Annotated in this window: 19 protein-coding genes and 1 pseudogene; 8 read left to right on the forward strand and 12 right to left on the reverse strand. The window is 55.4% G+C overall.

From position 1 onward, the window contains the following. The first annotated feature begins 4 nt into the window (after positions 1–4). A complete protein-coding gene (locus ACWVX6_RS06510; protein ID WP_455152683.1) occupies positions 5–1039 on the forward strand; it encodes a substrate-binding domain-containing protein in 1035 nt (344 codons plus the stop codon). A gap of 202 nt (positions 1040–1241) precedes the next feature. On the opposite strand, the pseudogene ACWVX6_RS06515 reads toward ACWVX6_RS06510, so the two are convergent. The 4 genes and pseudogenes from ACWVX6_RS06515 to prfB all read right to left on the reverse strand — a co-directional run. Then, positions 1242–1490: pseudogene (locus ACWVX6_RS06515) on the reverse strand (IS3 family transposase); the annotation flags it as partial. A gap of 160 nt (positions 1491–1650) precedes the next feature. Next, positions 1651–4467, reverse strand: coding sequence for a preprotein translocase subunit SecA (gene secA, locus ACWVX6_RS06520; RefSeq protein ID WP_455152684.1), 2817 nt, complete (start codon positions 4465–4467; stop codon positions 1651–1653). A 120-nt stretch (positions 4468–4587) separates the two neighbouring features. After that, positions 4588–4998 (reverse strand): hypothetical protein, encoded by a 411-nt coding sequence (locus tag ACWVX6_RS06525; RefSeq protein ID WP_133241561.1) that lies wholly within the window; start codon positions 4996–4998, stop codon positions 4588–4590. A 1042-nt stretch (positions 4999–6040) separates the two neighbouring features. Then, positions 6041–7180: a peptide chain release factor 2 gene (gene prfB, locus ACWVX6_RS06530; RefSeq protein WP_455152685.1), complete on the reverse strand. Its 1140-nt coding sequence runs from the start codon at positions 7178–7180 to the stop codon at positions 6041–6043. 583 nt (positions 7181–7763) lie between these two features. On the opposite strand from prfB, the gene ACWVX6_RS06535 reads away from it, so the two are divergent. Next, positions 7764–8714: a calcium/sodium antiporter gene (locus tag ACWVX6_RS06535; RefSeq protein ID WP_270579523.1), complete on the forward strand. Its 951-nt coding sequence runs from the start codon at positions 7764–7766 to the stop codon at positions 8712–8714. Positions 8715–9013: 299 nt separating this feature from the next. Here the strand turns inward: ACWVX6_RS06535 and ACWVX6_RS06540 are convergent, their stop codons facing one another. Further along, positions 9014–9229, reverse strand: coding sequence for a hypothetical protein (locus tag ACWVX6_RS06540; RefSeq protein ID WP_270579524.1), 216 nt, complete (start codon positions 9227–9229; stop codon positions 9014–9016). A 186-nt stretch (positions 9230–9415) separates the two neighbouring features. Here ACWVX6_RS06540 and ACWVX6_RS06545 point away from each other — a divergent pair, with 186 nt between their 5' ends. Genes ACWVX6_RS06545 through ACWVX6_RS06555 form a run of 3 tightly spaced genes read left to right on the forward strand, consistent with a single transcriptional unit; the run spans position 9416 to position 14758 of the window. Beyond that, a complete protein-coding gene (locus ACWVX6_RS06545) occupies positions 9416–10813 on the forward strand; it encodes a Wadjet anti-phage system protein JetA family protein (RefSeq protein ID WP_455152686.1) in 1398 nt (465 codons plus the stop codon). Continuing rightward, on the forward strand, positions 10810–11442 hold the full coding sequence (locus tag ACWVX6_RS06550) for a DUF4194 domain-containing protein (protein WP_118728731.1): 633 nt from the start codon (positions 10810–10812) through the stop codon (positions 11440–11442). Before ACWVX6_RS06545 ends, ACWVX6_RS06550 begins: the two co-directional genes overlap by 4 nt. Beyond that, on the forward strand, positions 11411–14758 hold the full coding sequence (locus ACWVX6_RS06555) for an ATP-binding protein (protein ID WP_455152687.1): 3348 nt from the start codon (positions 11411–11413) through the stop codon (positions 14756–14758). The genes ACWVX6_RS06550 and ACWVX6_RS06555 overlap by 32 nt, the downstream gene beginning before the upstream one ends. 94 nt (positions 14759–14852) lie before the next feature. On the opposite strand, the gene ACWVX6_RS06560 is transcribed toward ACWVX6_RS06555, so the two are convergent. Then, positions 14853–15761, reverse strand: coding sequence for an asparaginase (locus ACWVX6_RS06560; protein ID WP_455152688.1), 909 nt, complete (start codon positions 15759–15761; stop codon positions 14853–14855). A gap of 42 nt (positions 15762–15803) precedes the next feature. Beyond that, positions 15804–16145, reverse strand: coding sequence for a winged helix-turn-helix transcriptional regulator (locus ACWVX6_RS06565; protein WP_110435506.1), 342 nt, complete (start codon positions 16143–16145; stop codon positions 15804–15806). A 174-nt stretch (positions 16146–16319) separates the two neighbouring features. Between ACWVX6_RS06565 and ACWVX6_RS06570 the strand changes: the two genes are divergently transcribed. Further along, on the forward strand, positions 16320–16715 hold the full coding sequence (locus ACWVX6_RS06570) for a pyridoxamine 5'-phosphate oxidase family protein (RefSeq protein WP_455152689.1): 396 nt from the start codon (positions 16320–16322) through the stop codon (positions 16713–16715). A 125-nt stretch (positions 16716–16840) separates the two neighbouring features. Further along, positions 16841–17866: a YeiH family protein gene (locus ACWVX6_RS06575; protein WP_455152690.1), complete on the forward strand. Its 1026-nt coding sequence runs from the start codon at positions 16841–16843 to the stop codon at positions 17864–17866. Between the two features lie 22 nt (positions 17867–17888). On the opposite strand, the gene ACWVX6_RS06580 is transcribed toward ACWVX6_RS06575, so the two are convergent. From ACWVX6_RS06580 to ACWVX6_RS06600, 5 genes are all read right to left on the reverse strand, one after another. After that, positions 17889–18305 carry a YjdF family protein gene (locus tag ACWVX6_RS06580; RefSeq protein WP_455152691.1) on the reverse strand — a complete coding sequence of 139 codons (417 nt, stop codon included), beginning with the start codon at positions 18303–18305 and terminating at the stop codon, positions 17889–17891. A gap of 265 nt (positions 18306–18570) precedes the next feature. After that, complete coding sequence (locus tag ACWVX6_RS06585) at positions 18571–19359, reverse strand: TIM barrel protein (RefSeq protein WP_110435502.1); 789 nt, start codon at positions 19357–19359, stop codon at positions 18571–18573. Positions 19360–19456: 97 nt separating this feature from the next. Continuing rightward, positions 19457–21118, reverse strand: a complete 1662-nt coding sequence (locus tag ACWVX6_RS06590; RefSeq protein WP_455152692.1) for a solute:sodium symporter family transporter — start codon at positions 21116–21118, stop codon at positions 19457–19459. A 112-nt stretch (positions 21119–21230) separates the two neighbouring features. Next, positions 21231–22241 (reverse strand): inositol 2-dehydrogenase, encoded by a 1011-nt coding sequence (gene iolG / locus ACWVX6_RS06595; protein ID WP_337534258.1) that lies wholly within the window; start codon positions 22239–22241, stop codon positions 21231–21233. Positions 22242–22509: 268 nt separating this feature from the next. Next, positions 22510–23520 (reverse strand): sugar ABC transporter substrate-binding protein, encoded by a 1011-nt coding sequence (locus ACWVX6_RS06600; protein ID WP_455152693.1) that lies wholly within the window; start codon positions 23518–23520, stop codon positions 22510–22512. A 524-nt stretch (positions 23521–24044) separates the two neighbouring features. Here ACWVX6_RS06600 and ACWVX6_RS06605 point away from each other — a divergent pair. Then, positions 24045–25091 carry a LacI family DNA-binding transcriptional regulator gene (locus ACWVX6_RS06605; protein ID WP_118477941.1) on the forward strand — a complete coding sequence of 349 codons (1047 nt, stop codon included), beginning with the start codon at positions 24045–24047 and terminating at the stop codon, positions 25089–25091. Positions 25092–25159 lie beyond the last annotated feature (68 nt).

Consider the following 25159-nt stretch of genomic DNA (forward strand, 5'->3'; position numbering starts at 1 on the left):
AAGAATGAAAAAGAGATTACTAGCGACATTATTAGCAGCAAGCGTAGCACTCTCCCTGGCAGCATGCGGACGAGGTGGCAGCTCCTCCGGCGGTGACTCCGCAGACGGTGAGCAGGCGCTGAACAAGCTCGGCTATATCTCCGCTGCATGGAGCGATGATTACTGCAAGCGTCTGAACGATGCCATCGTTGAACACGGTCCGGAATATGGCTTTGAGGTTGAGGCACTGAACGCCAGCCCGAACGGCATGGCGGACGTTACCGGCTATATTGAAGCCACTGAAGCACTGGCCCAGAAGAACATTGACGCTATTCTCTGTCAGCCGCTGTTCTCCGTGCCGGATATGCTGATGCAGTTCCAGCAGAAGGATGTTAAGGTTGGCTTTGTCAACATCGTACCGCAGATTTCGGATTCCAGTAAGGATCTTGATTTCTGCTACGCGGGCAGCTCGGAGGAAGCAATCGGTGCTCAGCTGGCGGAAGCTATGTCCCCCGGCTTGAAGGATGGCGCAAAAATCTGTGTTATCTGCCTGCCGTATGGTCAGGACAACGCCGCAGGCCGCCTGAAGGGCCTGCAGGACTGGTTCGCAGCAAACCGCCCGGACATTGAAATTCTCGAGGTCAACTATGTAGAGCGCAACGAGGCTACTCTCGCACAGAGTATTTTCGAGGATTGGATCCAGAAGTATGGTGTCGGCGGCTTTGACGGCGTAGCAACTCAGAGCTCCATGCAGACGCAGGGCATCGTAGAGAGCATGAAGGCCCTCGGTCTGAACAACACTAACTTCATTCTCGGCGGTATCTCTGCTTCCAGCAGCGACTGGATCAAGGAAGGCACCGAGTATTGCGACCTGTATCAGGATCCGGATCTGGAAGCAACCACTGCACTCGATATGATGCGTCACATGGTAGACGGCACCACCGACGAGCTGGAATTCATGGATAATGCACCGACTAAGAATTTCGTAAACGTTCCTATGACCACTCTGAACGCTGACAATATGGATGAATACACTTCGTCTGCACTGGCAGCAAAATAACCCCCTCTTCTTCGCACTTTTAAAATACTCCCTACTAAAAGACGCGGCGCATATTGTGCCGCGTCTTAGTTTGTCGAGAAACCCGGTTGCACATTAAGCTGCAACCGGGTTTCTAACGTATTCAGAATAGAAAAATGAAAAAGCAAGAGACGAAAATGAACTGCCCCAAAAAAGTTAGACAATCTTTCAAAGTAAAAATTATTCAAGCTGCCGAAAGGGCTTGTTGTCTGTGAACCGCAGGCAGCAAGCCCTTCGATTTTGCCTTGATTCTGCGGTTGTTGTAGTAGTCCGGATAGTCAATGAGTTCCTGCTTGAAGTGCTCCATGGACTGAAATTTTTGCAAATACAGCAGTTTGCTCTTGAGCAGCCCGAAAAAATTCTCAATCACAGCGTTGTCTAAACAGTTGCCCTTTCGGCTCATGCTCTGCCGGATGCTTTTCTCTCGGAGCATCCGTTTCTCATTGAGCATCGTTTCGACCACCAGTTTCTTGAATTCTGGTGTGTATCGTTTGTTCGGTACTCCTTTTGACATTAAAATCACCCCATCTATTAGATAGTATATCACACTGTCTAACAAATGGGGTGCTGTTCAAAATTGCGTCCTTTTTGTTTTATTTATACGGGTCGTCCGGCTTGAGGTAGCAGCATTTCTTATACTTCTTGCCGCTGCCGCACGGGCACGGATCATTCGGGCCCGGCTTCTTGCCGGCACGCTTGGGCTCTGCCTTGACAGAGCCGTCGGTTGCGCCTGCTGCGCCGGTCTCCTTGGCTACCTGCTCACGCTTGGGTTCCTCACGGGTGCGAACCTGTGCAAGGAAAATCATGCGGACGGTATCCTCACGGATGGAATCGATCATCGCGTCGAACATATCAAAGCCCTCGCGCTTGTACTCGACAACCGGATCGTACTGACCGTATGCACGCAGACCGATGCCGTTTCGCAGTTCGGTCATTGCGTCGATGTGGTCCATCCACTTGCTGTCTACGTTCTTGAGCAGTACAACGCGCTCCAGCTCACGCATGATAGGCGAGCCGAGGGCCTGCTCCTTGGCCTCGTAGACCTTGTGCGCCTGATCGGACAGAATGTTGGTCAGCTGGTCAGCGGTCAGGTCATCGCACTCCTCGGGCGTGAAGGTGCAGTCCTCCGGACGGAGGAATACGCCGATGAACGGACGGCGCGCCTGTTCAACCATTTCGGTCGAAATCAGGCTGTGTTCGCCGATGGCAGCATGCACCGCATGGGCGATGGTATCGTCGATCATTTTGACAATGTTGTCCTTAACGTCCTTGCCCTCGAGCACCTGCAGACGCTGTGCGTAGATGGTCTGACGCTGGGTGTTCAGCACATCATCGTACTCGAGGACGTGCTTACGAACGCCGAAGTTGCGGGATTCGATCTTCTTCTGGGCATTTTCAATCGCGCCGGACAGAATCTTCTGGTCGATCGGCTCATCATCGGCAATGCCGAGGGTGTCCATCATGTTCTGGATACGCTCGGAGCCGAACAGACGCATGAGGTCATCCTCCAGTGAAATGTAGAAGCTGGATTCGCCGGGGTCGCCCTGACGGCCGGCACGACCGCGCAGCTGGTTGTCGATTCGACGGGATTCATGGCGCTCGGTGCCGAGGATATACAGACCGCCTGCCGCACGAACCTTTTCGGCTGCCGCGTCGGTCTCGGTCTTGAACTTGCTGTACAGTTCCTCAAACTTGGCACGGATAGCCAGAACCTCCTGGTCGTCAGTATCGGCATGACCGTTTGCCTCGTAGATCATATGGTCGATGTAGTCATGTGCAACGCGCTCGTCCATCTCGCCCTTCTGCACACGGTCCTCGACCTCGTGACGGAGATACTTCTTAATTTCATCCAGCGCCATGGTCTCGGCGTTGCCGCCGAGCATGATATCGGTACCACGGCCTGCCATGTTGGTTGCGATGGTAACTGCGCCCGGCTTGCCGGCCTGTGCAACGATCTCTGCCTCGCGCTCGTGATACTTTGCGTTCAGGACGGTGTGCTTGATGCCCTTGGCCTTCAGGATCTTGCTCAGTTCCTCAGACTTTTCGATGGAAACCGTGCCGACCAGAATCGGCTGACCCTTTGCGTGGCACTGCTCAATGCGGGCAATGGTCGCCATGATCTTGCCGCGTTCGTTCTTGTAAACCGCATCCGGATTGTCCTTACGGGCGATCGGCTTGTTGGTCGGGATTTCGATAACGTCCAACTGATAGGTGTGGCGGAACTCCTCCTCCTCGGTCAGCGCGGTACCGGTCATGCCGGACAGCTTGCCGTACAGACGGAAGTAGTTCTGGAAGGTGATGGTTGCCAACGTCTTGCTCTCGTGCTCGACCTTTACGCCTTCCTTGGCCTCGATCGCCTGATGCAGACCCTCGTTGTAGCGGCGGCCGAACATCAGACGACCGGTAAACTCATCAACAATGATGACCTGACCGTCACGGACAACGTAATCTACGTCGCGCTGCATAACGCCGCGTGCCTTGATGGCCTGGTTGATGTGGTGCTGCAGCGTGGTATTCGCGGGGTCGGACAGATTTTCTACCTTAAAGTAAGCCTCGGCGCGCTTCTGACCGTGGGGGGTCAGCGTCGCGGTCTTTGCCTTTTCATCGACGATGTAATCGGCATCGATGTCGTCCTGCTCCTCCTTGGCATCCACTTCCTTGACGCGCAGGCAGGAAAGCTGAGCGGCAAAGCGGTCCGCGATCTCGTACAGCTGAGAGGACTTCTCGCCCTGACCGGAGATGATCAGCGGGGTACGCGCCTCATCAATCAGGATGGAGTCAACCTCATCGACGATGGCGAACGCATGGTCACGCTGAACCATTGCATTTTTGTAGATCGCCATGTTGTCGCGCAGGTAGTCGAAACCGAACTCGTTGTTCGTGCCGTAGGTAATGTCAGCGGCGTACATCGCCTTGCGGGCCTGCGGCGGGACCTCGTGAATGACAAGGCCAACCTTGAGGCCGAGGAAGCGGTATACCTTGCCCATCCACTCACTGTCTCGCTTGGCGAGGTAGTCGTTGACGGTGACAATGTGTACGCCCTTGCCGGTCAGTGCGTTCAGATAAGCGGGAAGGGTAGCCACAAGGGTCTTGCCTTCACCGGTCTTCATCTCAGCGATACGGCCCTGATGCAGGACGATACCGCCGATGACCTGTACACGGTAATGACGCATACCGAGTACGCGCCATGCGGCTTCACGGCAGGTGGCAAATGCCTCCGGCAAAAGCTGGTCGAGCGTTTCGCCGTTCTGGTAGCGCTGCTTGAATTCGTCTGTCTTGGCGCGCAGCTCGTCGTCGGTCAGCTTTTTGAACTGCTCTTCGAGTGCGACCACTTTATCCGCAATGGGGTAGATCTTTTTCAGCTCGTGCGACGAGTGCGTGCCGAAAATTTTGGTCAAAAAATTAGCCATTACTTTTCTTCAGCCTTTCAAAAGGGCGCAATAGCCCCATTTGTTACATATACGATAGTATTATAGCATAAAGTGGACAGAATATAAATAAATTTTTTGTGAATAAGCAAATTGCTGATATTATAAAGCCGTTAAAGCGGCGGCTGTGGCGGCAAACACGGCGGCGGATGGGTCGTTTTCCCGTTCGGACAGGGGATGCCACAGGCGGTCTACACGCGCCATGCCGCCGGAAAGCCGGGTGTAGACTACCACCTGCTCCATGCCGAGCCGCACGCCGGTCAGCCGCAGGTGCATCATGCAGCGGTTCTCGCTCAGATAGATGGGCTGGGTGCGGTGCAGTGCAACGTAGCCGCGCACGTTGGCCCAGCGGTAGATTTCGCTTTCGGCGAGGTCGTGGATGCTGCCGTGCTCACCGAGATGGACGGCGGTGCTGCTCAGCACCAGACTGCGGTCCACCGAGGTGACTTCGTCGTGACCGGTCAGCGGCCGTTCGTCCGCACCAAGCGTGCACAGCGCGATATTGTTGCGCAACGGGTAAAATCGCAGCGGAAGCGCGTTTATTTTAGCCGCTGCGGTGAAAACTGCTGTCTGCGTAAAAACTCCTCCGTTGCGGCGTGATTTTGCACGGATTTATCCACAGACTTGTGGACAATTAGATGACTCCATGCCGGTGCCGCGGAGTGTTATTGTATCACGCGGAATGCGCGGGATTTGTCAAAATGGTAATTTCAGCAAGCGGGATTTTTCGGGGCATACGGATTGCGTCAGCGATACGCCCTGTCCGGGCTACAGCCTTTTTTTCAGCACCGGCTGGGCGGGGAGCACGAACTGCGTGAGCGTGTTCGTTCCTAACGGGCGGGGAGTTTTTTGCTTATATCAAGCGGGGGAGTTGCGCTCTGCGGAGCGCGGGAGACTGCCGCGCCCGCGGCTGGGGCAAAGAGGAAGGGACACCTGCGGTTTCCCTTCCTCTTTGAACTCCTACCTTTCCCTTGGGGATAGCACGGCGAAAATCGGAGAGGCGGGACCGCTCCGAAATAGGGGAACGGCAGTCGGGTTACCGCTGCGTGTCTTTCTCCGCCTTTTCGCAGTTCACAGACAGCGTACTGCTACACAGACGGTTGAGTCTACGCAGGCGCGGCATGACCATGCCGCGCAACCCTTTTGCACGTTGTAACGGACGGCACCTGCGAATTTAGACGTTCAGTATAATTTATCTTCGCAGGTGCTGTCTATCATAACGCGCTAACGAATTGCGCGACACTGTCATCCCCCAGGGGACCCTCTCTTGCCCTTCGGACAATTCACCTTGTGTCGCGCCTGCGCAGAGTAGCCGATATGTGTAGCAGTAGGGTAACCGAACTGCGAATAGGTAAAAGAAAAGGACGGACCCGAAGTAGGTCCGTCCTTATGAGAGGAAAAATCCTCTGTCGTTCCTCTTTTTCGAAGCGGTCGCCGGTCTCTGGTCTGCGCCAGACTAAGAAATAAAGGAAACGGGATTCACAAGGGTGGAAACCTTGGTGTCCATCCTTGTGCCCGCCGCCGTGGGTACGGCGGTAACGCGAAGTGCGGTAAATTACATGCTGCCGCCCTTGCTGCCTTCCCACACGCCGGTAGCGAGTGCAGACAGGTATGCGTTGATAAAACCGTCAATATCGCCATCCATTATAGCGTTGATATTGGCATTTTCAAAGCCGGTACGCGTATCCTTGGCGAGCGTATACGGCATGAAAACGTAGGAGCGAATCTGGCTGCCCCATTCAATCTTCTGCTGAACGCCCTTGATGTCCGAGATTTTCTCAAGATGCTCGCGCTCCTTGATCTCAACCAGCTTGGAACGCAGCATGCGCAGACAGTTTTCCTTGTTCTGCAGCTGGCTTCGCTCGGTCTGGCAGGCTACAACAATACCGGTCGCCTTGTGAATCAGTCGAACCGCAGACGAGGTCTTATTGATGTGCTGGCCGCCTGCACCGGACGAACGGTAAACCTGCATTTCGTAATCATCCGGCTTGATCTCAAAGTCCGTGGAGGTATCCGGAATATCCGGAACGACCTCTACCGCCGAGAACGAGGTCTGACGGCGGCCGGATGCATCAAACGGAGAGATACGGACCAGACGGTGTACGCCGTTTTCACCCTTGAGGAAGCCGTAGGCATTTTCACCCTCGATGAGAATATCGGCAGACTTGATACCCGCGGTATCGCCGTCCTGGTAGTCCATGATCTTATAGGTAAAGCCGTGACGCTCTGCCCAGCGGGTGTACATACGGTACAGCATCGCGCACCAGTCCTGCGCCTCGGTGCCGCCGGCACCGGCGTGGAAGGATACGAGCGCGTTGTGGCTGTCGTACTCGCCGGTCAGCAGTGTGCGCAGCTTCTGCTCGGCAATGCCGTCTTCCAGCTCCTTGTAGCCGCTTTCCAGCTCCTCAAGCATGGATTCGTCGTTTTCTTCAATCGCCATTTCGCAGATGGTGAGCAGGTCATCGCACAGCTCGGTCATCTTATTGTACGCTTCAACCTTGCCCTTGAGCGAGCCCATGCGGGAGACGATCTTCTGGCTCTCCTCCGGATTATCCCAGAAACCCGGCTGAGAGGACTTGATCTCCAGCTCCTCTACCTCACGCTTCGCCTGCTCCAGACCGAGCGAGGTGTACAGCTCCTCAAGCTCGGGCTTGAGGTTGTTCAGCTTGACCTTGTATTCCTCAAATTCCAGCATGAAAATGCTCCTTCACTTTCAGATTGTTCAAAATTTCAGTACCTTATAGTATATAGGTTCACGAGGGACTTGTAAAGATTTTTTCGTGAATTATAGCAGTTTAGATAAATAATGCGGCAAAAGTAGCGTATAAAGCGCGCAAAGAGCAAGGAAATTTTATGAAGCCATGCTGGGCGCATGGCGAATGAAATTGACGATGCTATTTGCGTGCTGTATGCGCGCACTTGTTGCAGTATTTGTCTGAACTGCTATAAGGGGTTGTCCCGTAAAGATTGTGTACAGTTCCACAAGTTCGGCTTGACTAATCGCTTTTTTTCCCATATGATAGTTACTGTAAAAGGGAGTAGCTCACGCAAGAGCGCGTGGTCGGTGCCGACAAGCCCGATTGACGAAAAGTCAATCCGTACCGAGCCGTAAGCAGCAAGACTTTTACCGCAGTATGCGGTAAAAGTCTTTTTTTGTGCTCTGCAGCCGGAAATCGAGCGAAAACTCCCGCGTAAGCATGTACACTGTTGGGGACAAGGGCATTGCCGTGATGGAGCGGTGCTGCCCGAGATTTTCCGGAAACGAAGGAGGAAACTGTATGCTGTCATTTGTATTTCTGGTGATTGGCTTTGCACTTATGATCTGGGGTGCGGATAAGTTTGTTGCGGGTGCATCCGCACTGGCGCGCAAGCTGGGCGTATCACCGCTGCTGATCGGTCTGACCATCGTTGCGTTCGGCACATCCATGCCGGAGCTGGCGGTCAGTGTCACCGCAGCCCTGCGCGGTGCAAACGAGATTGCGGTCGGCAATGTTGTCGGCTCGAACATTTTTAATCTGCTGGTGGTGGCCGGTCTGTCCGCCGCTGTCTGTCCGCTTGTGATGGATAAGACGCTGCTCCGCCGTGACTGGCCGCTGTCCATTCTCGCGTCTGTGCTGCTGTTGGGCGCCATCGCACCCGACCTGACCATCGCCCGTTGGGAAGGCGTTGTACTGCTGATTATATTCGCATTCATTCTGACGCACCAGATCCGCACCGCACTGCAGAACCGCGAGCAGCTTGCTGCCGCAGCTGCAGAAGCTGAGGCCGAGGAAGCGGAAGCACCCATGTCCACTGCGATGATCTGGGTGAATATCCTGCTCGGTCTGGCGTGCATCGTGATCGGCGGTCAGCTGGCCGTAAACGGCGCGACCGGCATTGCTCGTATGTTCGGCCTGAGTGAAACGCTCATCGGTCTGACCATTGTGGCCATGGGCACCAGTCTGCCTGAACTGGTCACTTCTATCGTGGCTGCACGCAAGGGACAGAACGACATTGCAATGGGCAATGTTATCGGCTCGAATCTGTTTAATATTTTCCTGATTCTCGGCGTTTCGTCGGTTATCACGCCGATTCCGGTGCAGGCGACCTCTATCGTTGACTGCCTGTTCCTGATTGCCATCAGCGCGGTATTTTATCTGCCGGCGCGCAAGGGCAAGCTCGGACGTGTGCCGGGTATCGCCATGGTGGCAATGTATGCTGTCTATACGGTGTATCTTATTATGCGATAAGGTATCGCGGTCTCTTGCCTGCCCGGCAGGGGCACAAGGGTGGACACCAAGGTTTCCGCCCTTGTGAATCCCGGTTCCTTTATTTCTTAGTCTGGCGCAGGTCAGAAACCGGCGACCGCTTCCATATAGGGAACGGCAGAGGAAAATTTACCATGACTTTCGGAGAAAAGAACGTAGACAAGCCGATTCGCAGTGCTGCCGTTGAGAAGAAGGGGGCGTCTCAGACTTGGCGCGTTGACCCGAAAGGTGAACGGATGGATATCCGCGTGTTCAACACCGAACCTGCGATAAAATCTCTCTTAGACATAGAAAAACACCCGATAGGATATTCCTGTCGGGTGTTGCCTTAATTGTAACGCAAAATCGTCATTCCGGCGGGCAAGGTGAGTGAGAACCATGCCTGCGCTCAGCACATTGGAGGTAACGGTCGCAATCGGCACACCGGCCACACCAAGCTGCAGCGCGAATAAAATCAGCTTGTCCGCCAGACCGCCCTTGTGTTTGGTCTGTGCCATGAAACGATGATTCTCCTTGCATGAGAGCTGCGGCATTATCTTATCATGCGGCGGGCAGCGGAGCAATACGCGGGAAACGGATTTCATCATTGTAATTTTTCCTCGAAAATTGTATAATATTTTTGTATAGAAAAGCAATTTGCGTGCCGAATCTATCGTTTTGCGCCGCAGAGGAGGATAGAGGACATGAAATTTTTTGAAGCCGTGCCGGACGAGCTGTTTTCGCCGCTGGCGTCACCGAACCGTGCGCTGTACGCGGATGCGCTCGATGTGCTGTACACGGCGTACCGCGAAAAGCTGAAGCTGCCCGAGGATATGTTGTATTCCATGCTGCGGAGCAGACTGGAGCAGCAGCTGGCCGAGGCTACCTTCGAGGGCGAGGACATCGACGAGGATGAGCTGCGCGATATTTCCGGCCGTGCCCGTTTCCTCATCCGCAAGCTGGGCAGCAAGGGCTGGTTTGAAAAGGAGCGCGGCACAGATTTTCGGGAATACATTACGGTTCCGGGCTGCAGCAGTCGTCTGCTCGAGCTGTTCCACGCGCTGCGCGAGGACACGCCTGCACGCGGCTATTCATATGTGTTCGGCACCTATTCCACGCTCAAGGTCGCGCATGAGTCGGACAGCGTGTATGACAAAATGGCTGCTGTTTACGGCGCATATGACAACACGCGCGCGCTCATCAACCTGCTGCAGATGGTATATCACAACGTCAAGCATTATTTTCAGATGCAGATCGACATGCACAATATCGGGGAAGTGCTCGCATCGCACTTTGATGATTTCGGGCAGAAGGTGATGGAGGCGTACATCCGTCCGCTCAAGATCAAGGATTCCGTGCCGAAATACCGCATTTCCATCCAGAATGTATTAAACAACTGGGCAGAGAACGATGAACTGCTCATCGCCATGGCGAATGCCGCTTTGGCTGACCGCCGAGGCGACACGCCGGAGAACTGCCGCGCCGATCTTCTTCGCAAAATTTACTGGATACAGGAGTGCTACGACAATCTCGAACGCGATTATCTGGATGAGATCGATGCACAGGTGCGCCGCTACACGCGTGCGGCTACGCAGAAGATCGAAAACCTGACCAACCGAGATCAGAATATCCGCGGCAACCTGCACACGGTGCTGACCGCGCTGTCGCGCAACCGGCGTGCCGCCGATCTGGTGGACACGATTCAGCCGGTGTTCCGGCTGTATGAGCAGACCTGCCTGTCCGAGAGCAGCCTGTGGTACCGCAAGCGTCCGGGCAAGCGGACAAAGGCCGCGCCTGTGCTCGTGCAGGAGACCGAAGCGGATACGGCAGCCGCCGCAAAGGCGGCTGCACTTTTGCGCTCGGAGTATGGCCGCGGCGCTATCGCGGCGTATGTGCAGGGCTGGCTCTGTGAAAGCGATGTGTGCCGCTCGGAGGATATTCCGCTCAAGAATGATAAGGACTATGTGATGAGCCTGCTGGCGGTGCTGACCGGCGGCGACCGCTCGGCGGATTTCACGGTGCAGGAGCTGGACGGCGAACGCCGGGAAAACGGCTATGCTATTCCGAAACTGCAGATCAGCCGGAAGGAGAACAACGAATGAATTTGGAATTTCTGAATACCGCTACCGCAAAGGAGCTGGAGCAGTTCAAAGCGGTGTGCAATCAGCTGCTCAGCCGCACCTATGTGGTGCGCACGCTGTACCGTCCGGGCAGGGGACGGGTGAGCAACCCGGACTACACCTTTTTGTCCATTCATTATGAGTCCGTGCGCGAGTATCTCAGCCTGCTCGACTGGGATTTGCGGCGCGACGACATAAACGGCTACTTTTATGTGCTGAACACAGATGAAGCCAACCGGTGCATCCTGTCCAAGCGCGAGACCGCGATTCTGCTCGCCCTGCGCATGCTGTACGACGAAAGCCAGGAGCGCCTGGGACTCGAGCAGGACGCGCTCTGCAGCGTGCGCGAGGTGCTCGAAAAGATCGTGACCGACTACGCCATCCTGCCGGCTAAGCCGAATATGGAGGAGGTCAAGCGGGCGCTGACTGTGTTTGAAAACCACTCGATTCTGCAGCGCATCGAGGGAAAATTTAATCAGGCTGACTGCAGATTTGCTATCCTGCCGACCATTCAGACCGCTGTTTCGAGCGAACGATTGAATGAGGTCGCAGCCGTGCTGCGAAAGGAGGAGAACGCCGATGAAGAAACTGAAGAAGATTCTGCTGATTAACTGGTTGTATTTCAGCAAGGAGATCATCGAGGTCGGCGACGTGAACTTTCTGACCGGCAAAAACGGCGCAGGCAAGTCCACGGTGATTGACGCGCTGCAGATCGTTCTCCTGGGTGAGACCAATGCGCGTAACTTCAATCTGGCGGCAAATGAGCGCTCACAGCGCACGCTGGACGGCTATCTGCGTGCCGATATGGACGAGAATAACCCGTATTCCCGCCGAGGCAAGGACTTTTCGACCTATATTGTCTGCGAGTTTGAGGACGATGTGGAACACAATAGTTTCGTGTGCGGCGTGATGTTCGATTGCCGCAGTGACGGCAGCCGCCACGACCATTTCTTTATCTACGTCGGAAAACTGCCGGAAAACTGCTTTGTCGAGGACGGCGAGGCGATGGATATTCACGATCTGCGCAAATTTCTCAAGCAGAATTTCTCCCGCGCCGAGGTGTACGATACCCAGTGGGAGTACCGCCGCAACATGCTCTCGCGGTGGAACGTGCACAACGAGCAGGTGCTCCGCATGATGAAAAAGGCGGTGTCGTTCCGCCCAATCGTGGATATTCAGCAGTTTATCACCGAAAATATCTGCGATATTCCGGATAAGCCGGATATCGAAGCCATGCAGCAGAACATCCGCAACTACAAGCGGCACGAGCAGCTGGCGCAGCAGCAGGAGGAAAAGCTGACCGCGCTGCAGGAGATCAGCACTTTGTACCGCGAAATGACGCGCTCGGTGGACCGCTGGCGCGTACAGTCCTTCCTTGTGCAGTGGGCGCAGAAGGAGGATATGCAGGCGCAGATCGACAGCCGCGAGCAGGAAAAGCGAAACTGCCTGTCCGAGCTGACCACGGCGGACACCGCGATTGAGGATTTGGCCGGGCAGGTGCAGGCGAAGGAGGAACGCCGCCGTCAGCTGGACCGCGATTATGCGCAGAGCGACACCTATCAGGAGCGCGAGCGGCTGGAAAATCAGAAGCAGTCGCTGCTGACCGAGCAGAGCAAGCTGGTGCAGGAGATGGAGCGTGACGCACTTGAGATCAAGCGGGAGGCGCTGCGGCTGACGCACCTGTGCGAGACCGCGCTTGCGTGGGACGCCGAGGATGTGCTCGTTCCGGTGCAGCAGGCGGCAGAGCAGGTGCAGCGCACCTACGCACGGCTGTCGAGCGGCGAATGCGCGATCTTCGATCAGGAGCAGACCGTATTCGAGGACGCCCGGCAGGCGGCAGCGACCCTGTCGGACGCGCTGGCGAAGGCGGCGCATCAGCTTGGCGATAAGGTTGCAGAGCTGCAGCAGCAGCTGACCGAAAAGCAGACTGCGCTTGCCAATCTGCGCAGGAATATCAAGGATTATCCGCGCGGACTGCTGCTGTTCCGCGCCAAACTGGCGGAGGAACTGGAGCAGCAGACGGGAGCGCCGGTTGCGGTAGATATTCTTGCGGATGTGCTGGAAATTGAGGATGAGCGCTGGCGCGGAGCCGTGGAAGGCTATCTCAACAACCAGAAGTTTTATTTTCTGGTTGAACCGGCATATTACGAGCAGGCTTTGCGTATTTACAACAGACTCAAGTGGGAAAAGAGCCTGAACGCCTACGGTCTGGTCGATATCGGTACGCTGCGCGAGCGTGAGCATATTGACCCGCAGAGCGGCAGTCTTGCGGAAAAGGTGGAGACCGGGAACGCGCTTGCGCGAACCTACATGGATTATCTGCTCGGGCGCGTGATGTGCTGTGACACGGTTGAGCAGCTGCGTGGGTATCGGACCGCCATCACGGATGAGGGTATGCTGTATCAGGGCTATGTGGCGCGTGCGCTTCGCAGAGACCGTATGGAGGATGCGTTCATCGGCCGTCATGCGGTCACGCTGCGTATCGCTCGTCTGGAAGAGGAAGCCGCCGGTCTGCAGGAGAATATTTCGCACAGGAAACCCATTTGGCAGGCAGTTTCTCAGCAGAAAACGCCCATGCTGACGCCATATTATGTGCGAAATATCGTACCGCAGCGGCAGGCGGATTTTCTGTACCGCGCGGAACTGGAGGAGGAGATCAACGCGATCGACGAGCAGGTTTCCCATCTCGACCTGCTGTGGCTGGAGCAGCAGAAGCAGCTGATCGCCGAAATCAGCGACGAGATTGCGGCGCTGAGTCATCAGCGTGAGGTGCAGATTGCACACAAGGCCAGACTGGAGGAGCGTATTCGTCAGCTGGACGAGGAAATCCTGCCCGAGCAGTACCGCAGCCGCACCGAAATGGAGCGCAGGCTGGCGGAAAGCTTCTCGGAGACCTACCGCGATGATATCGGTCTGCCGCGCTACCGGCAGGAGCTGGAGCGTCTGCACCGGCCGGACATCGTGTACCGCAATTTCAGCAATCACCATGCACAGGTTGTCAACGAGATGGAGAACGCCCGCGCGGCACTCCTGCGGGCGCGCCGAGAATATGTCGAGCGGTTGGGGCCGTGCTCGTTCCGCGTGGAGGCAGACGACAATGCGGAGTTCGATGCGGAACGCCGTGTGCTCGAGGAAAGCGAGCTGCCGCAGTACCGTACCAAAATCCGTGCCGCACGCGAGAGTGCGATGGAGCAGTTCCAGAACGACTTCCTGTCCAGGCTGAAAAGCAGCATCGAGCAGGTGCAGGATCAGGTCAAGAACCTCAATCGGGCACTGCGGCAGGCGCAGTTCGGCACAGACAGCTACCAGTTCCGCGTGGACCGCAATCCGGATTACGCCGAATATTACGACATGATTATGGCGCCGGAGCTGATGGAAGGCGATATTACGCTGTTTTCCGCACAGTTTCAGGAGAAATACGGTCCGCTGATCGATAAGCTGTTCAGCCAGATCACCATGGCAGACGATACCCAGCTCAACGCCCGCAAGCAGAGTGAGCTGCAGGAGAACATCGAGCGGTACACCGACTTCCGCACCTATCTGAAGTTTGATCTGGAGACCACCGATCAGAACGGGTCCAAGCAGCTGCTGTCGCAGACACTCAACACCAAGTCGGGCGGGGAGACGCAGACGCCGTTCTATATTGCGGTTCTGGCCTCGTTCGCGCAGCTGTACCGCGTGAGCGATACGTCCAGCTTCGGCAACACGGTGCGTCTGGTCGTGTTCGACGAGGCATTCAACAAGATGGACAGCGAACGCATCATCGAAAGCGTGCGTCTGCTGCGCAAAATGGGTCTGCAGGCGATCATCTGCACCCCGCCGGATAAGGTTTCGGATATCATGCCGATCGCGGATAGAACGCTGCTGGTTGATAAGCATAAGTATCGGATGCACATTCTGCCGTTCAGCAAGGAGAATGCACAGTAAAGAAAAATCCCGCTTTCTCGCGTGAGAAGGCGGGATTTTGTGTTATTTCGGACGGGTTGGCGTATTCTAAATTGTACGCTGCGGGCGGAACATTTTACAATTCACCGCACATGAGTGCGCCGAGCGCATCCTCGAAGGTACGGCTGCCGAGAGAAATCGCACCGAGTGCTTCGGCACGGCGTCCAACCTCGTATTTGTGCAGGTGTACGCCGCCTTCCGGGCACTGCGTGGTGATATACACGCGCGTGCCGCTTTGGATCAGATCACGCACGGCGGCTTCCAAACGGGCGGGTACGCCGCCTGCGCCGAAGGCTTCGAGTACGACCTTGGGGTAGCCGAGCAGCACGGAGAAGAATGACGGATCAAGATCAGGTGTCAGGCGCACGGGCAGAATGTGGGTATCGATCTGCTCGATAAGCTGCGGCGCGCCGGAAGGTGCGGACGCGGGTTTGCTCCAGCGCACTTCGCCGCCGCAGATTTCACCGGCCGGTGCAGCATTTGCCGAGAGAAATGCGTCAATCTCAGTCGAATGCTGCTTGAAAACGTGGCTGCCGTGCAGAATTTGACCGTTCATCACGGCGTACACGCCTGCGCGTCCGTCTGCCGCAGTGCGGAACGCATCCAACAGATTGCGCGGTGCGTCTGAGTCCGGCACGCCCATTGGCAGCATGGAGCCGGTCAGCACGAGCGGCTTATCGAAATGCGGCAGCAGGTGGGTGAGCAGCGCGGCGGTGTATGCGAGCGTATCCGTGCCATGCGTGAGCACAAAGCCGTCGAATTTCTCGCGGTTTTGCCAGACCGCCTGGGCCATGCGCTGACGGTCGGCGGCGGTCACGTCGGTCGAGTCGAGCTGCATGAGATCGAGCGTTTCGACTGTGCACAGCGCAGACAGTTCAGGCAGTGCGCCGAGCAGCGCGGCGCTGTCCAGAGCGGGGGAAAGACCGTGTGCGGTCTCGCAGCACGCAATCGTGCCGCCGGTGGCGATCATTAAAATATGAGGCATGATTTTCCTCCTGAAAGTTCGATTTGCGGGTTTGATGCCGCTTTAACGGCACTGTGCCTGATAATTTTCTCCCCATTTCCACAGGGCGTCCATCACGGGTTTCAGGCTGTACCCGAGTTCGGTCAGCGTGTATTCCACACGCGGCGGCACCTCGGCATAGACCTTGCGCGTCAGCAGACCACTGGCCTCCATCTGGCGCAGCTGTGCGGTCAGAACCTTCTGCGTGACATGCCCGATGGACTTTTTCAGTTCGCCGAAACGCAGGGTGCCGTTCATCAGGTCACGCAGGATGAGCACCTTCCATTTATCGCTGATGAGCGTCAGTGTGGTCTCGACAGGGCAGGCGGGCAGTTCCTGTTTTGCGGTCGATTCGGTCAGCTCCATGAGAAAAACCTCCTTGTTTACGCGATTTGCACCAATAGTATCTTTTGGGTAACTACACCACAATATTGTGCTTACTTTACAGATTGTCACTACGGCTTTATTATAGAATCACCGAAAGGGAAAAGCAATCCCAACATAGAAAAAGAAAATAAAATTTTCACGGAGGTATTTATCATGAGCAAGGTCGTAGAATTTCTGCAGGCGAATCCGGTACAGTATCTGGCAACCGCAGGCCGTGACGGCAAGGCAAAGTGCCGTCCGTTCATGTTCTCGGGCGAGATGGACGGCAAGCTGTGGTTCTGCACGAACAACACGAAGGATGTTTACAAGGACATGCAGGTAAACCCGGAGATCGAAATCTCGGTTTCCAGCCCGGAGTACGCATGGATTCGCCTGCACGGCAAGGCTGTTTTCGAGAACAACATGGCCGCCAAGGAGATGTGCATGCAGAACCCGATCGTCAAGAGCCAGTACGGCGAGGCGACCAACCCGATCTTTGAGGTGTTCTATCTTGAGGATGCACACGGCAGTATCGCTGATTTCTCCGGAAATCCGCCGTATCAGTTCTAAACAGTCCCAATCAGCCTGCAAAGAGCCTGCAGGCTGATTTCTTTTGCCCTCTGCACGAACTGAGTATTGAACTGACTGGCAGGAATAGTGTATACTAATATTCGGTTTAATAAGGGGGTAAAACAATGGATTTTATCAAGAAAAACGGCGCCGGACTGCTGCTGTGCCTGTGCATTGCGATTCCGGCGTGGCTGCTGGGACAGGCGGTGCCGGTTGTCGGCGGACCGGTATTCTCCATCCTGATCGGCATGGTGCTCACGCTGTTCTGGAAGAACAAGATCAAGGTGCAGCCGGGCATCGGTTTTACATCGAAAAAGGTGCTGCAGTACGCGGTTATCCTGCTCGGCTTCGGTCTTAACCTGTCCGAGATTGCAAAGGTCGGCGCACAGTCGCTGCCGATCATCGTTTCGACCATCGGCACCTCGCTCATCGTGTCGTTCGTGCTGTGTAAGGCGATGAAGGTACCGTCCAACATCTCGACGCTGGTCGGTGTCGGCTCGTCCATCTGCGGCGGCTCGGCAATCGCGGCAACCGCTCCGGTCATCGGCGCGGACGATGAGGAGATCGCGCAGGCGATTTCGGTTATTTTTCTGTTCAACGTCATCGCGGCGCTGACATTCCCGACGCTCGGCGGCATGCTCGGCATGACTGACCACGGCTTCGGCCTGTTTGCGGGCACGGCGGTTAACGATACCTCGTCCGTAACGGCAGCCGCTTCCGCGTGGGACGGCATCCACGGCAGCAATACGCTGGAAATCGCCACCATCGTCAAGCTGACGCGCACGCTGGCGATCATCCCGATCACGCTCGTACTGGCGCTGTGGCGCACCCACAAGGCCAAGACCGAGCAGAGCCAGGGCGGCGAAGCCTTCTCGCTTAAGCGTGCGTTCCCGATGTTTATCCTGTACTTCATGCTCGCGTCCATCATCACCACGGTGTGCACCACGGTCGGCGTACCGGCAGGCGTGTTTACGCCGCTCAAGACGCTGTCCAAGTTCTTTATCGTTATGGCGATGGCGGCTATCGGCATGAATACCAATATCGTAAAGCTGGTCAAGACCGGCGGCAAGCCGATTTTCATGGGTTTCTGCTGCTGGGTCGCTATCGCGTGCGTCAGCATCGCGATGCAGCACTTGCTCGGGTTCCTCTAAGCGAAAAGAAAAGCACAAAGGACTAATGTCCTTTGTGCTTTTCGCGTTTTTGCTGCTGTTTGAGTGCATAAAGCCGTTTGGCATCGGCCTGTTTGCGCGCACGGCTCCGGCGCTTGCGCACCTGCTTGTTCTGCTCCTGCTGGAGCTGCAGCGCCTGCTGCGATTTGGTGCTGATGCCGACTTGCGCGGTCTGCCGTCCGGCTTCCCGCTGTGCCCGTTTGGGATTGCGGTGTGCAGGCTTTACGGCAGTCTCAACAGCCGGACTGAATTGCAATCGGTAGTAGTGCCGCAGCAGGTAAATCAGCAGCTCCGGCTCCTTCGGCTCTGCGCCGAAGGTTACCTTTGCCGCGGATAACCTGCCGTTTTCGATCCGCTCGAATACACCGACCCAGAACGGGTCCTCAAAAAATACGGTCAGTCTGCCAATTACTTTGTCCATTGTTTTTCCCTCCTGAAAAATAAATGAACAAAGAATGGACAACCCGGAGGGGCAGGTTACTTACCCTGCAAAAGCAGGACGGCCGGGCTACCTACCGGCTCTGGTGCACGGAGTGCACGTTGCGTTTTTATCTTTGCAGTTTTATTATAGCATGGAAATGCAGGGTGCGGTTGAAGATTTTGATTTGCAGGTTCGATATTCCTGCCTCATAGCATAACAGAAGTCCCTGTACCATACAGCACAGGGACTTGAAAGAAAGAGAGATTTAGGCGTTTTCCATGATGGCCTTAACGGCGGTTGCGGTATCGGTCAGCGGGAACAGCTCATAGCCGACGCGGCCGGTGTAGCCGCACTCCTCGAGGTGACGGATAACCTTTTTATAGTTGATCTCACCGGTGCCCGGCTCATGGCGGCCCGGAGCATCGGCAACGTGAATGTGGCCGAAGGTGTCGCCGTAGTTGGAGATGGTATCGCAGATGCAGCCCTCATTGATCTGCATGTGGTATACATCATACAGCAGCTTGAGACGCGGAGAGCCGATCAGACGAACGATTTCAGCGCCCATCTGGGTGGTAGCGAGGAAGTTGCCGACGTGGTCGGTGGTGATGTTCAGCGCCTCGAGGTTGAGGTTGATCTCTTCCTTCTCGGCCAGCTCAGCGCAGGCGAGCAGCGTGTCGTACATCGAGCACAGCTTTACGGTGTGGGACAGGTTATCGTAGTGGTTTACTACAATGCCGCCGTCACCCAGTGCGTTGGAGTGGATGGTAACGCTGGCTGCGCCAACCTTCTTAGCCGCCGCGATGGACTCCTTCAGGTAGTCCAGATACTTCTGCTTGTGGGTCGGGTCTACGAGCGAGTAGTCCGCATCGCCGTTGAAGCCGGAAATTGCAATGCCGGCCTTTTCAGCAGCCTCGCGGGTCGCATCCAGATCGCGGATGCGCCAGTCCCAGAACTCTACGGCCTCAAAGCCGTCGTTCTTTGCAGCCTGGAAACGGTCGAGCCAGTCCAGCTCGGTGTAAAGGGTATCGATGCAAGCGCATTTTCTCAGTGCCATAATAAATTACCTCCAAATTTTCTTGTTTCGGTTGTCTTACTCTTTTAAATTGATGATACATCAAGCGCAGCGGATATGCAACGCTGCTTTCCAAAAATTATGCTCCGATGCCGAGCGGAGAGAATGCCAGATAAACCAGCAGCACGCACACGATAACGATCACGCTGACCAGCTTGCTGTACTTCCACGGGGTCAGGTCTACCGCGCCGATATCCTGCTGCACCCAAACCTCAGCGCCCTTGCTCTTGTTGCGGCGGTGCATGAGGTACATGATCAGCATCTCGAGCGGCCACAGAACGGATACGGCGTACAGGTAGTGGATGCTGCCCTCATTGCCGCCGAACAGCGAGTAGCTCGGGGACAGCAGCATGAAGCCGCCGTAGCAGATAATGTGGAACACCATGATGAAGCGTGCGCTGTACTTCGGCAGGCAGTTGAAGAAGAAGCCGCCGAATACGCCGGACAGAACCGGCAGGCCAACCAGCATAACGAACGAGTCGAGGAAGGTCTTGAGACCGGCAGGGAAGAAGTAAACCATCGGACCGACGATCACGGAGAAGATGGCGAACACGATGCCGATGTTCTTGCCGACCGAAACCAGCTTGCTCTCGCTGGCGTTCTTGTTGATGAATTCCTTGTAGATGTCCATCGTGAACATGGTGTTTACCGAGTTGAGCACCGAGTTGAACGAGGATAGGATCGCGCCGAACATAACGGCTGCGAAAAAGCCCATGATCGGCTGCGGTACAACGCGGGTGATCAGTGCCGGATATGCGTCATCCATCATGGATACCTGCGTGCCCTCGATGTTGAAGATCGCGTAAGCGATAACGCCCGGCAGCGCAAGGAACATAAAGCCGAGGATCTTGAGGAATGCGCAGTAGAGTGCGCCCTTCTGTGCTTCCTTGAGGTTTTCGGCAGCCAGCACGCGCTGGATGAACGACTGATGCGTGCACCACGACTGGAAGCCGAGGAATACCAGACCGAGGAATACGGTCGGCCACGGAACCGCCGGTGCTTCGCTCTGCGCGGGTGCGATGGAGTTGAGCATATCGGCGTGGTTGTGGATCAGGTAGCGCACGCCGTCCATGATGGCAACGCCGCTGTCGCTGCCGGAGGCATGGCCGAGCACGTTGAGCGCGAGGAACGGGATCATTAGTCCGCCGATCAGCAGACCGACGCCGTTGATGGTATCCGATACCGCAACCGCTTTCAGACCGCCGAAGATGGCGTAGATCGAACCGATGATGGTGATCAGAATGCAGAGAATAATGATAGACTGGAACTTGGTAATGCCGAGCGTGCCGGACAGGTTGAAAATGTTTTCAAATACCAGCGAACCGGAGTACAGAATGACCGGGATCTGCACGAACAGGTATAGAATAATGTACGCGATGGAGAACCACAGCTTGGTGGGTCGGTCGTAGCGCTCGCCGAGCAGCTGCGGGATGGTGGTGATGCCGCTTTTCAGGTAGCGCGGCGCAGCAAACAACGCCAGCACGATCAGCGCGGTGGCTGCCATGACCTCGAATGCCATCGGGCTCATGCCGATCGCCCAGGTTTGTCCGTTCGTACCGACAAGCTGCTCTGCGGAGAGGTTGGTCAGCAGCAGCGAGCCTGCAATGACAATGCCCGGCAGACCGCGTCCTGCCAGAAAATAGCCGTCGGCGGTGGTCTGGTCATCGCCCTTGGTCTTGACGTAGGAGATGACCGCAACTAAAATGGTGAAAAATACAAAGGTTACGCAAGTGAATATCATTTTCTCTGTTCTAACTCCCTCGATTTGCATAAAAAAACCGTTGGTGCATAGCGCACCAACGGTTTTAGCACATTGCTTAGACTGTGTGCGTGGTGTGAAAATTAAGTTGTGATTAAGCCTCGATCTCGGAGATCTTGACTGGACGGCCCTCATGCAGAGACTTGGTAGCAGCAGCTGCCATCAGTACCGGATACAGACCGTCCTCGCCGGTAACCGGAGTCTCCTTGTTATTGATAACGGCATCTGCGAACGCCTGCATCTCGGCAACGAATGCGCCGGTGTAGCGGTCCCACATTACCTTGTAGGCTACGCCGTGTACAGCGCCGTCTGCGGTGGACAGAACAGCGGTGTTTGGGGTATCGTTCTGGTCCTCGGCACAGCCTTCGGAGCCGAATACCTCAACGCGCTGGTCGTAACCGTAAACTGCCTTGCGACTGTTGTCGATCACGCCGATCGCGCCGTTTGCGAACTTGAGGGTAACGAGCGCAGTGTCAACGTCGCCGGCCTCACCGATGCCCGGATCGACCAGAACGGAACCAACTGCATTTACCTCGGTAACTTCGCTGCCTGCGAGGAAGCGGGCCATATCGAAGTCATGGATCATCATATCGTAGAAGATACCGCCAGAAACCTTAACATAGGATACCGGAGGCGGCTCCGGATCGCGGGAGGAGATCTTGATGATATTTACCTTGCCGACCTTGCCGTCACGAACCATGTCGTAAACTGCGCGGTGGTTGTGGTCGAAGCGGCGGCAGAAACCGATCTGCAGCTTAACGCCGGCTTCCTTGGCTGCGTTGATGGCAGCGTGAACCTTCTCCAGATCATAATCGATCGGCTTCTCGCAGAAGATGTTCTTGCCTGCGTGAGCAGCCTCGATGATGTACTTGGAATGGGTGTCGGTAGAGGAGCAAATCAGAACTGCATCGATCTCGGGATCGTTCAGAATGTCGTTTGCGTCCTTGGTGGTGTTCGGAATGCCGCAGGACTTGGCAAAAGCCTCGGTCTGCTCATTCATAAACGGGTCAGCGATGGTCTTGATCTCCATCTCCGGTACGAACATGGAAATATTCTTCGCATGTACCTTACCGATACGACCCGCACCGATAATACCTACTTTCATGGGTGTTCCTCCTTAAATGAACATTTGGAATAAAAAGAGAGGTTTGTATGAAGCGTTGGAGCGCGTTTCCATACATCGTTTCCGCCGCAGGCGGTATTAAATCGTGAAGGCGTTGCCTTCACAAAAAAACGCGGAGCATGTATCTGCGTTTTTTTACAAGTAAGAAAATCGGTGTGCCGCTGTGCGACGCGCTGATTTTCGTCCGGGAATCATCCGCGGCAAAGCCGCGGTGTTTCCCATCTCCTTGAAATGCGTGCATTTCAAGGAATTATTTCAGCCAGTTTGCGAAGTTATCCAGACGAGCCTGTGCGTTGTCCTTGGTGATGATCTCGGTGCCGGTGTCTACGTCGCCGTACTCCTCGCCGTTCAGGATCTTCACGATGGTCTCAACTGCCTTGTAGCCGATGTCGAAGTTGTTCTGGGCAGCGGTCATGGTCAGCTCACCGTTCAGAACGGCTTCTACTGCGGACTTCTGGCCGTCAAAGCCGAGGAAGATGGTTTTTGCATAGTGCGGATTGTCCTTTGCGGTACGGGCAGCTGCCAGCGCCATATCGTCGTTGTTGGAGCAGATGATGGCAACGCCTTCCGGATACTTGCTCATGATGCCTTCCATCGCGGTTACAGCGAGGTCAGCGGTTGCGTTAGCGTACTGGGTCTCTGCATCAAGGAACTCGCCGCCGGCTTCGTTTACGCCTTCGCGGTAGCCTTCCATGCGGGCGGTGTTGGTTGCGTCACCCTGAACGCCTGCGATCTCGATGCACTTGATATCGGTCCAGCCGGCTGCCTTTGCAGCTTCAACAGCGGCCTTGCCGCCCTCCTTGGCTGCTTCCTTGTTGCCGGTGCCGACGAATGCGAGGCACTTGTCGGAATCAATGCGGGTATCGTATGCTACAACCGGCTTGTCGGTATTTGCGATAGCGGTTGCAACAGCCTCGGACTGCAGCGGAGCGATCAGGTAACCGTCGTAGGACTCAACCGCAAGGTCGGTCTGGATGGTGTTGAGCTGCTCCTCGTAGTAGGTCTCAGCCGGAGGACCCTTGATGTCCAGGCTGACCTGATCCGGATGCTCATCCTCATACGCCTCAGCGCCTGCCTGAACGATGTTCCAGAACTCGGCAGCGTTGGTCTTGAGCACCATGCTGATCTTGTACGGGCCGTCGTGGGTGGAGGCGGTATCGCCGCCGTCGGCTGCTGCGGAAGAATCGGTGCCGCCGCCGCAAGCGGTCAGGCTGAGTGCGAGGGCGCTGGTGAGCAGGGCTGCTAACAGTCTCTTTTTCATAGTGGATCTCCCTTTCTTTTCTCGTTTTTCTTCTCTTGTCTCTCTTTCAGCACTGTGCGTTTATGTGCTCTGTGCTGTTTATGTGCTTATTATAGCGAGCGGGTACGGGAATGTCAACAGGCAATTTGCCTGTGTGAAAGTCGTTAAAATGGAAATAACGTCAAAATAAATGGATAAAATGCGTGTAAATGCGTATAAACTGAGAAATACAAAACAAATATGTGGAAAGCGAGGGTGGTCACAAGGTTTGGTGTGTGCAATTGTATATGTCGCACAAAGCACACATTCTGTGAAAAACACAGAATATCGCACATGGTTTTGGAAAAATGAAAAATAGAGCATAAAACACCGAATATATCGGGAAATTCATACCGAAAACTGTGTGTGTAAATGCACGGAAAGAGGGAAGGCACAGATTGTGTCTTCACAAAGCACAGAAATATGGTATAATAAGCACAGAGAAAAGAAACATTGCAGAGAGATGCAGGATAGTATAAAGAGCAATTACGAAAAGGTGAAGGATTATGAACAAAAGACCAACCATTCAAACGGTTGCCGAGCTTGCGGGCGTCTCCCGCGGCACGGTAGACCGTGTATTAAATAATCGTTCGTATGTGCGCGCGGATGTGCGTGCGCGCGTGCTGAATGCCATTCAGGAGACCGGTTATCTTTCTCCGAAGGAGGCGCATCGGCAGGCCGCAGAGGCAAAGCTGCCGCTCAAACCTGTGCGTTTGGGTGTGCTTTTGCCAAACTGGAGCGGCCCGTTCCACGAGGACGTCCCGAGAGGCATTCAGGCTGCGCGTTCTGAGCTGGAAAAGCGCGATGTCGAGGTGCGTGTGTGCACTTGTGATACAGATATTCCGCGCGAGACCATCGAGCTGCTGGACGAGCTGGTAAGCTGGGGCGCGCAGGGCATCGCACTGTGTGCATTAAATGATATTTCGATCGAAGCACGCATCGGAGAATTGGCCGAACAGGGCATTCCGTGCATCACGTTCAACTCGGATCTGCCGAACAGCCGCCGTTTGTGCTTTGTGGGTCAAAATTACGCACAAAGCGGCCGTATCGCCGCCGAGCTGCTCAGCAAGTGCGTGCCGAAAAACGCGCGTGTGCTGGCGATGGCGGGGAATCTGGAGTACGACGGCCACCGCACCCGTTTAGACGGCTTCTGCGAGCATCTAAAGAAAAAGGGCTTCTCTTCCTCGCAGATCGAGATTGAGGAGACCTATAACGACTACCGTTTGACCTATAACCGCGTCACGGCGGCGCTGCAGTCGGACAATCCGCCGGCGGCCATCTATATGGCAAACCGCAGCGTTACCGGCTGCGTGGACGCGCTCAAAGCTGCAGGCATGGATCAGCAGGTGCGTGTAATCGCACATGATATGTCGTTGCGCCGCAAGCAAATGCTGCTCGACGGCTCGCTTGATCTGACCATTACTCAGGATATGTTCCGGCAGGGCAGCCAGCCGCTGCGCCTGCTCGCAGACCTGCTGCAGAAGAATATTCAGCCGGAAAACAGTAATAAGGGGTCGGAAATTTCCATTATCTGCGCACAGAATATCGAATAACGCAAAAAAGACGCTGTATCAAGCTGATACAGCGTCTTTTTTGCTTGTTCGGGGTGTTTTTGCCGTTA

It is taken from the genome of Butyricicoccus sp. (assembly GCF_977037065.1).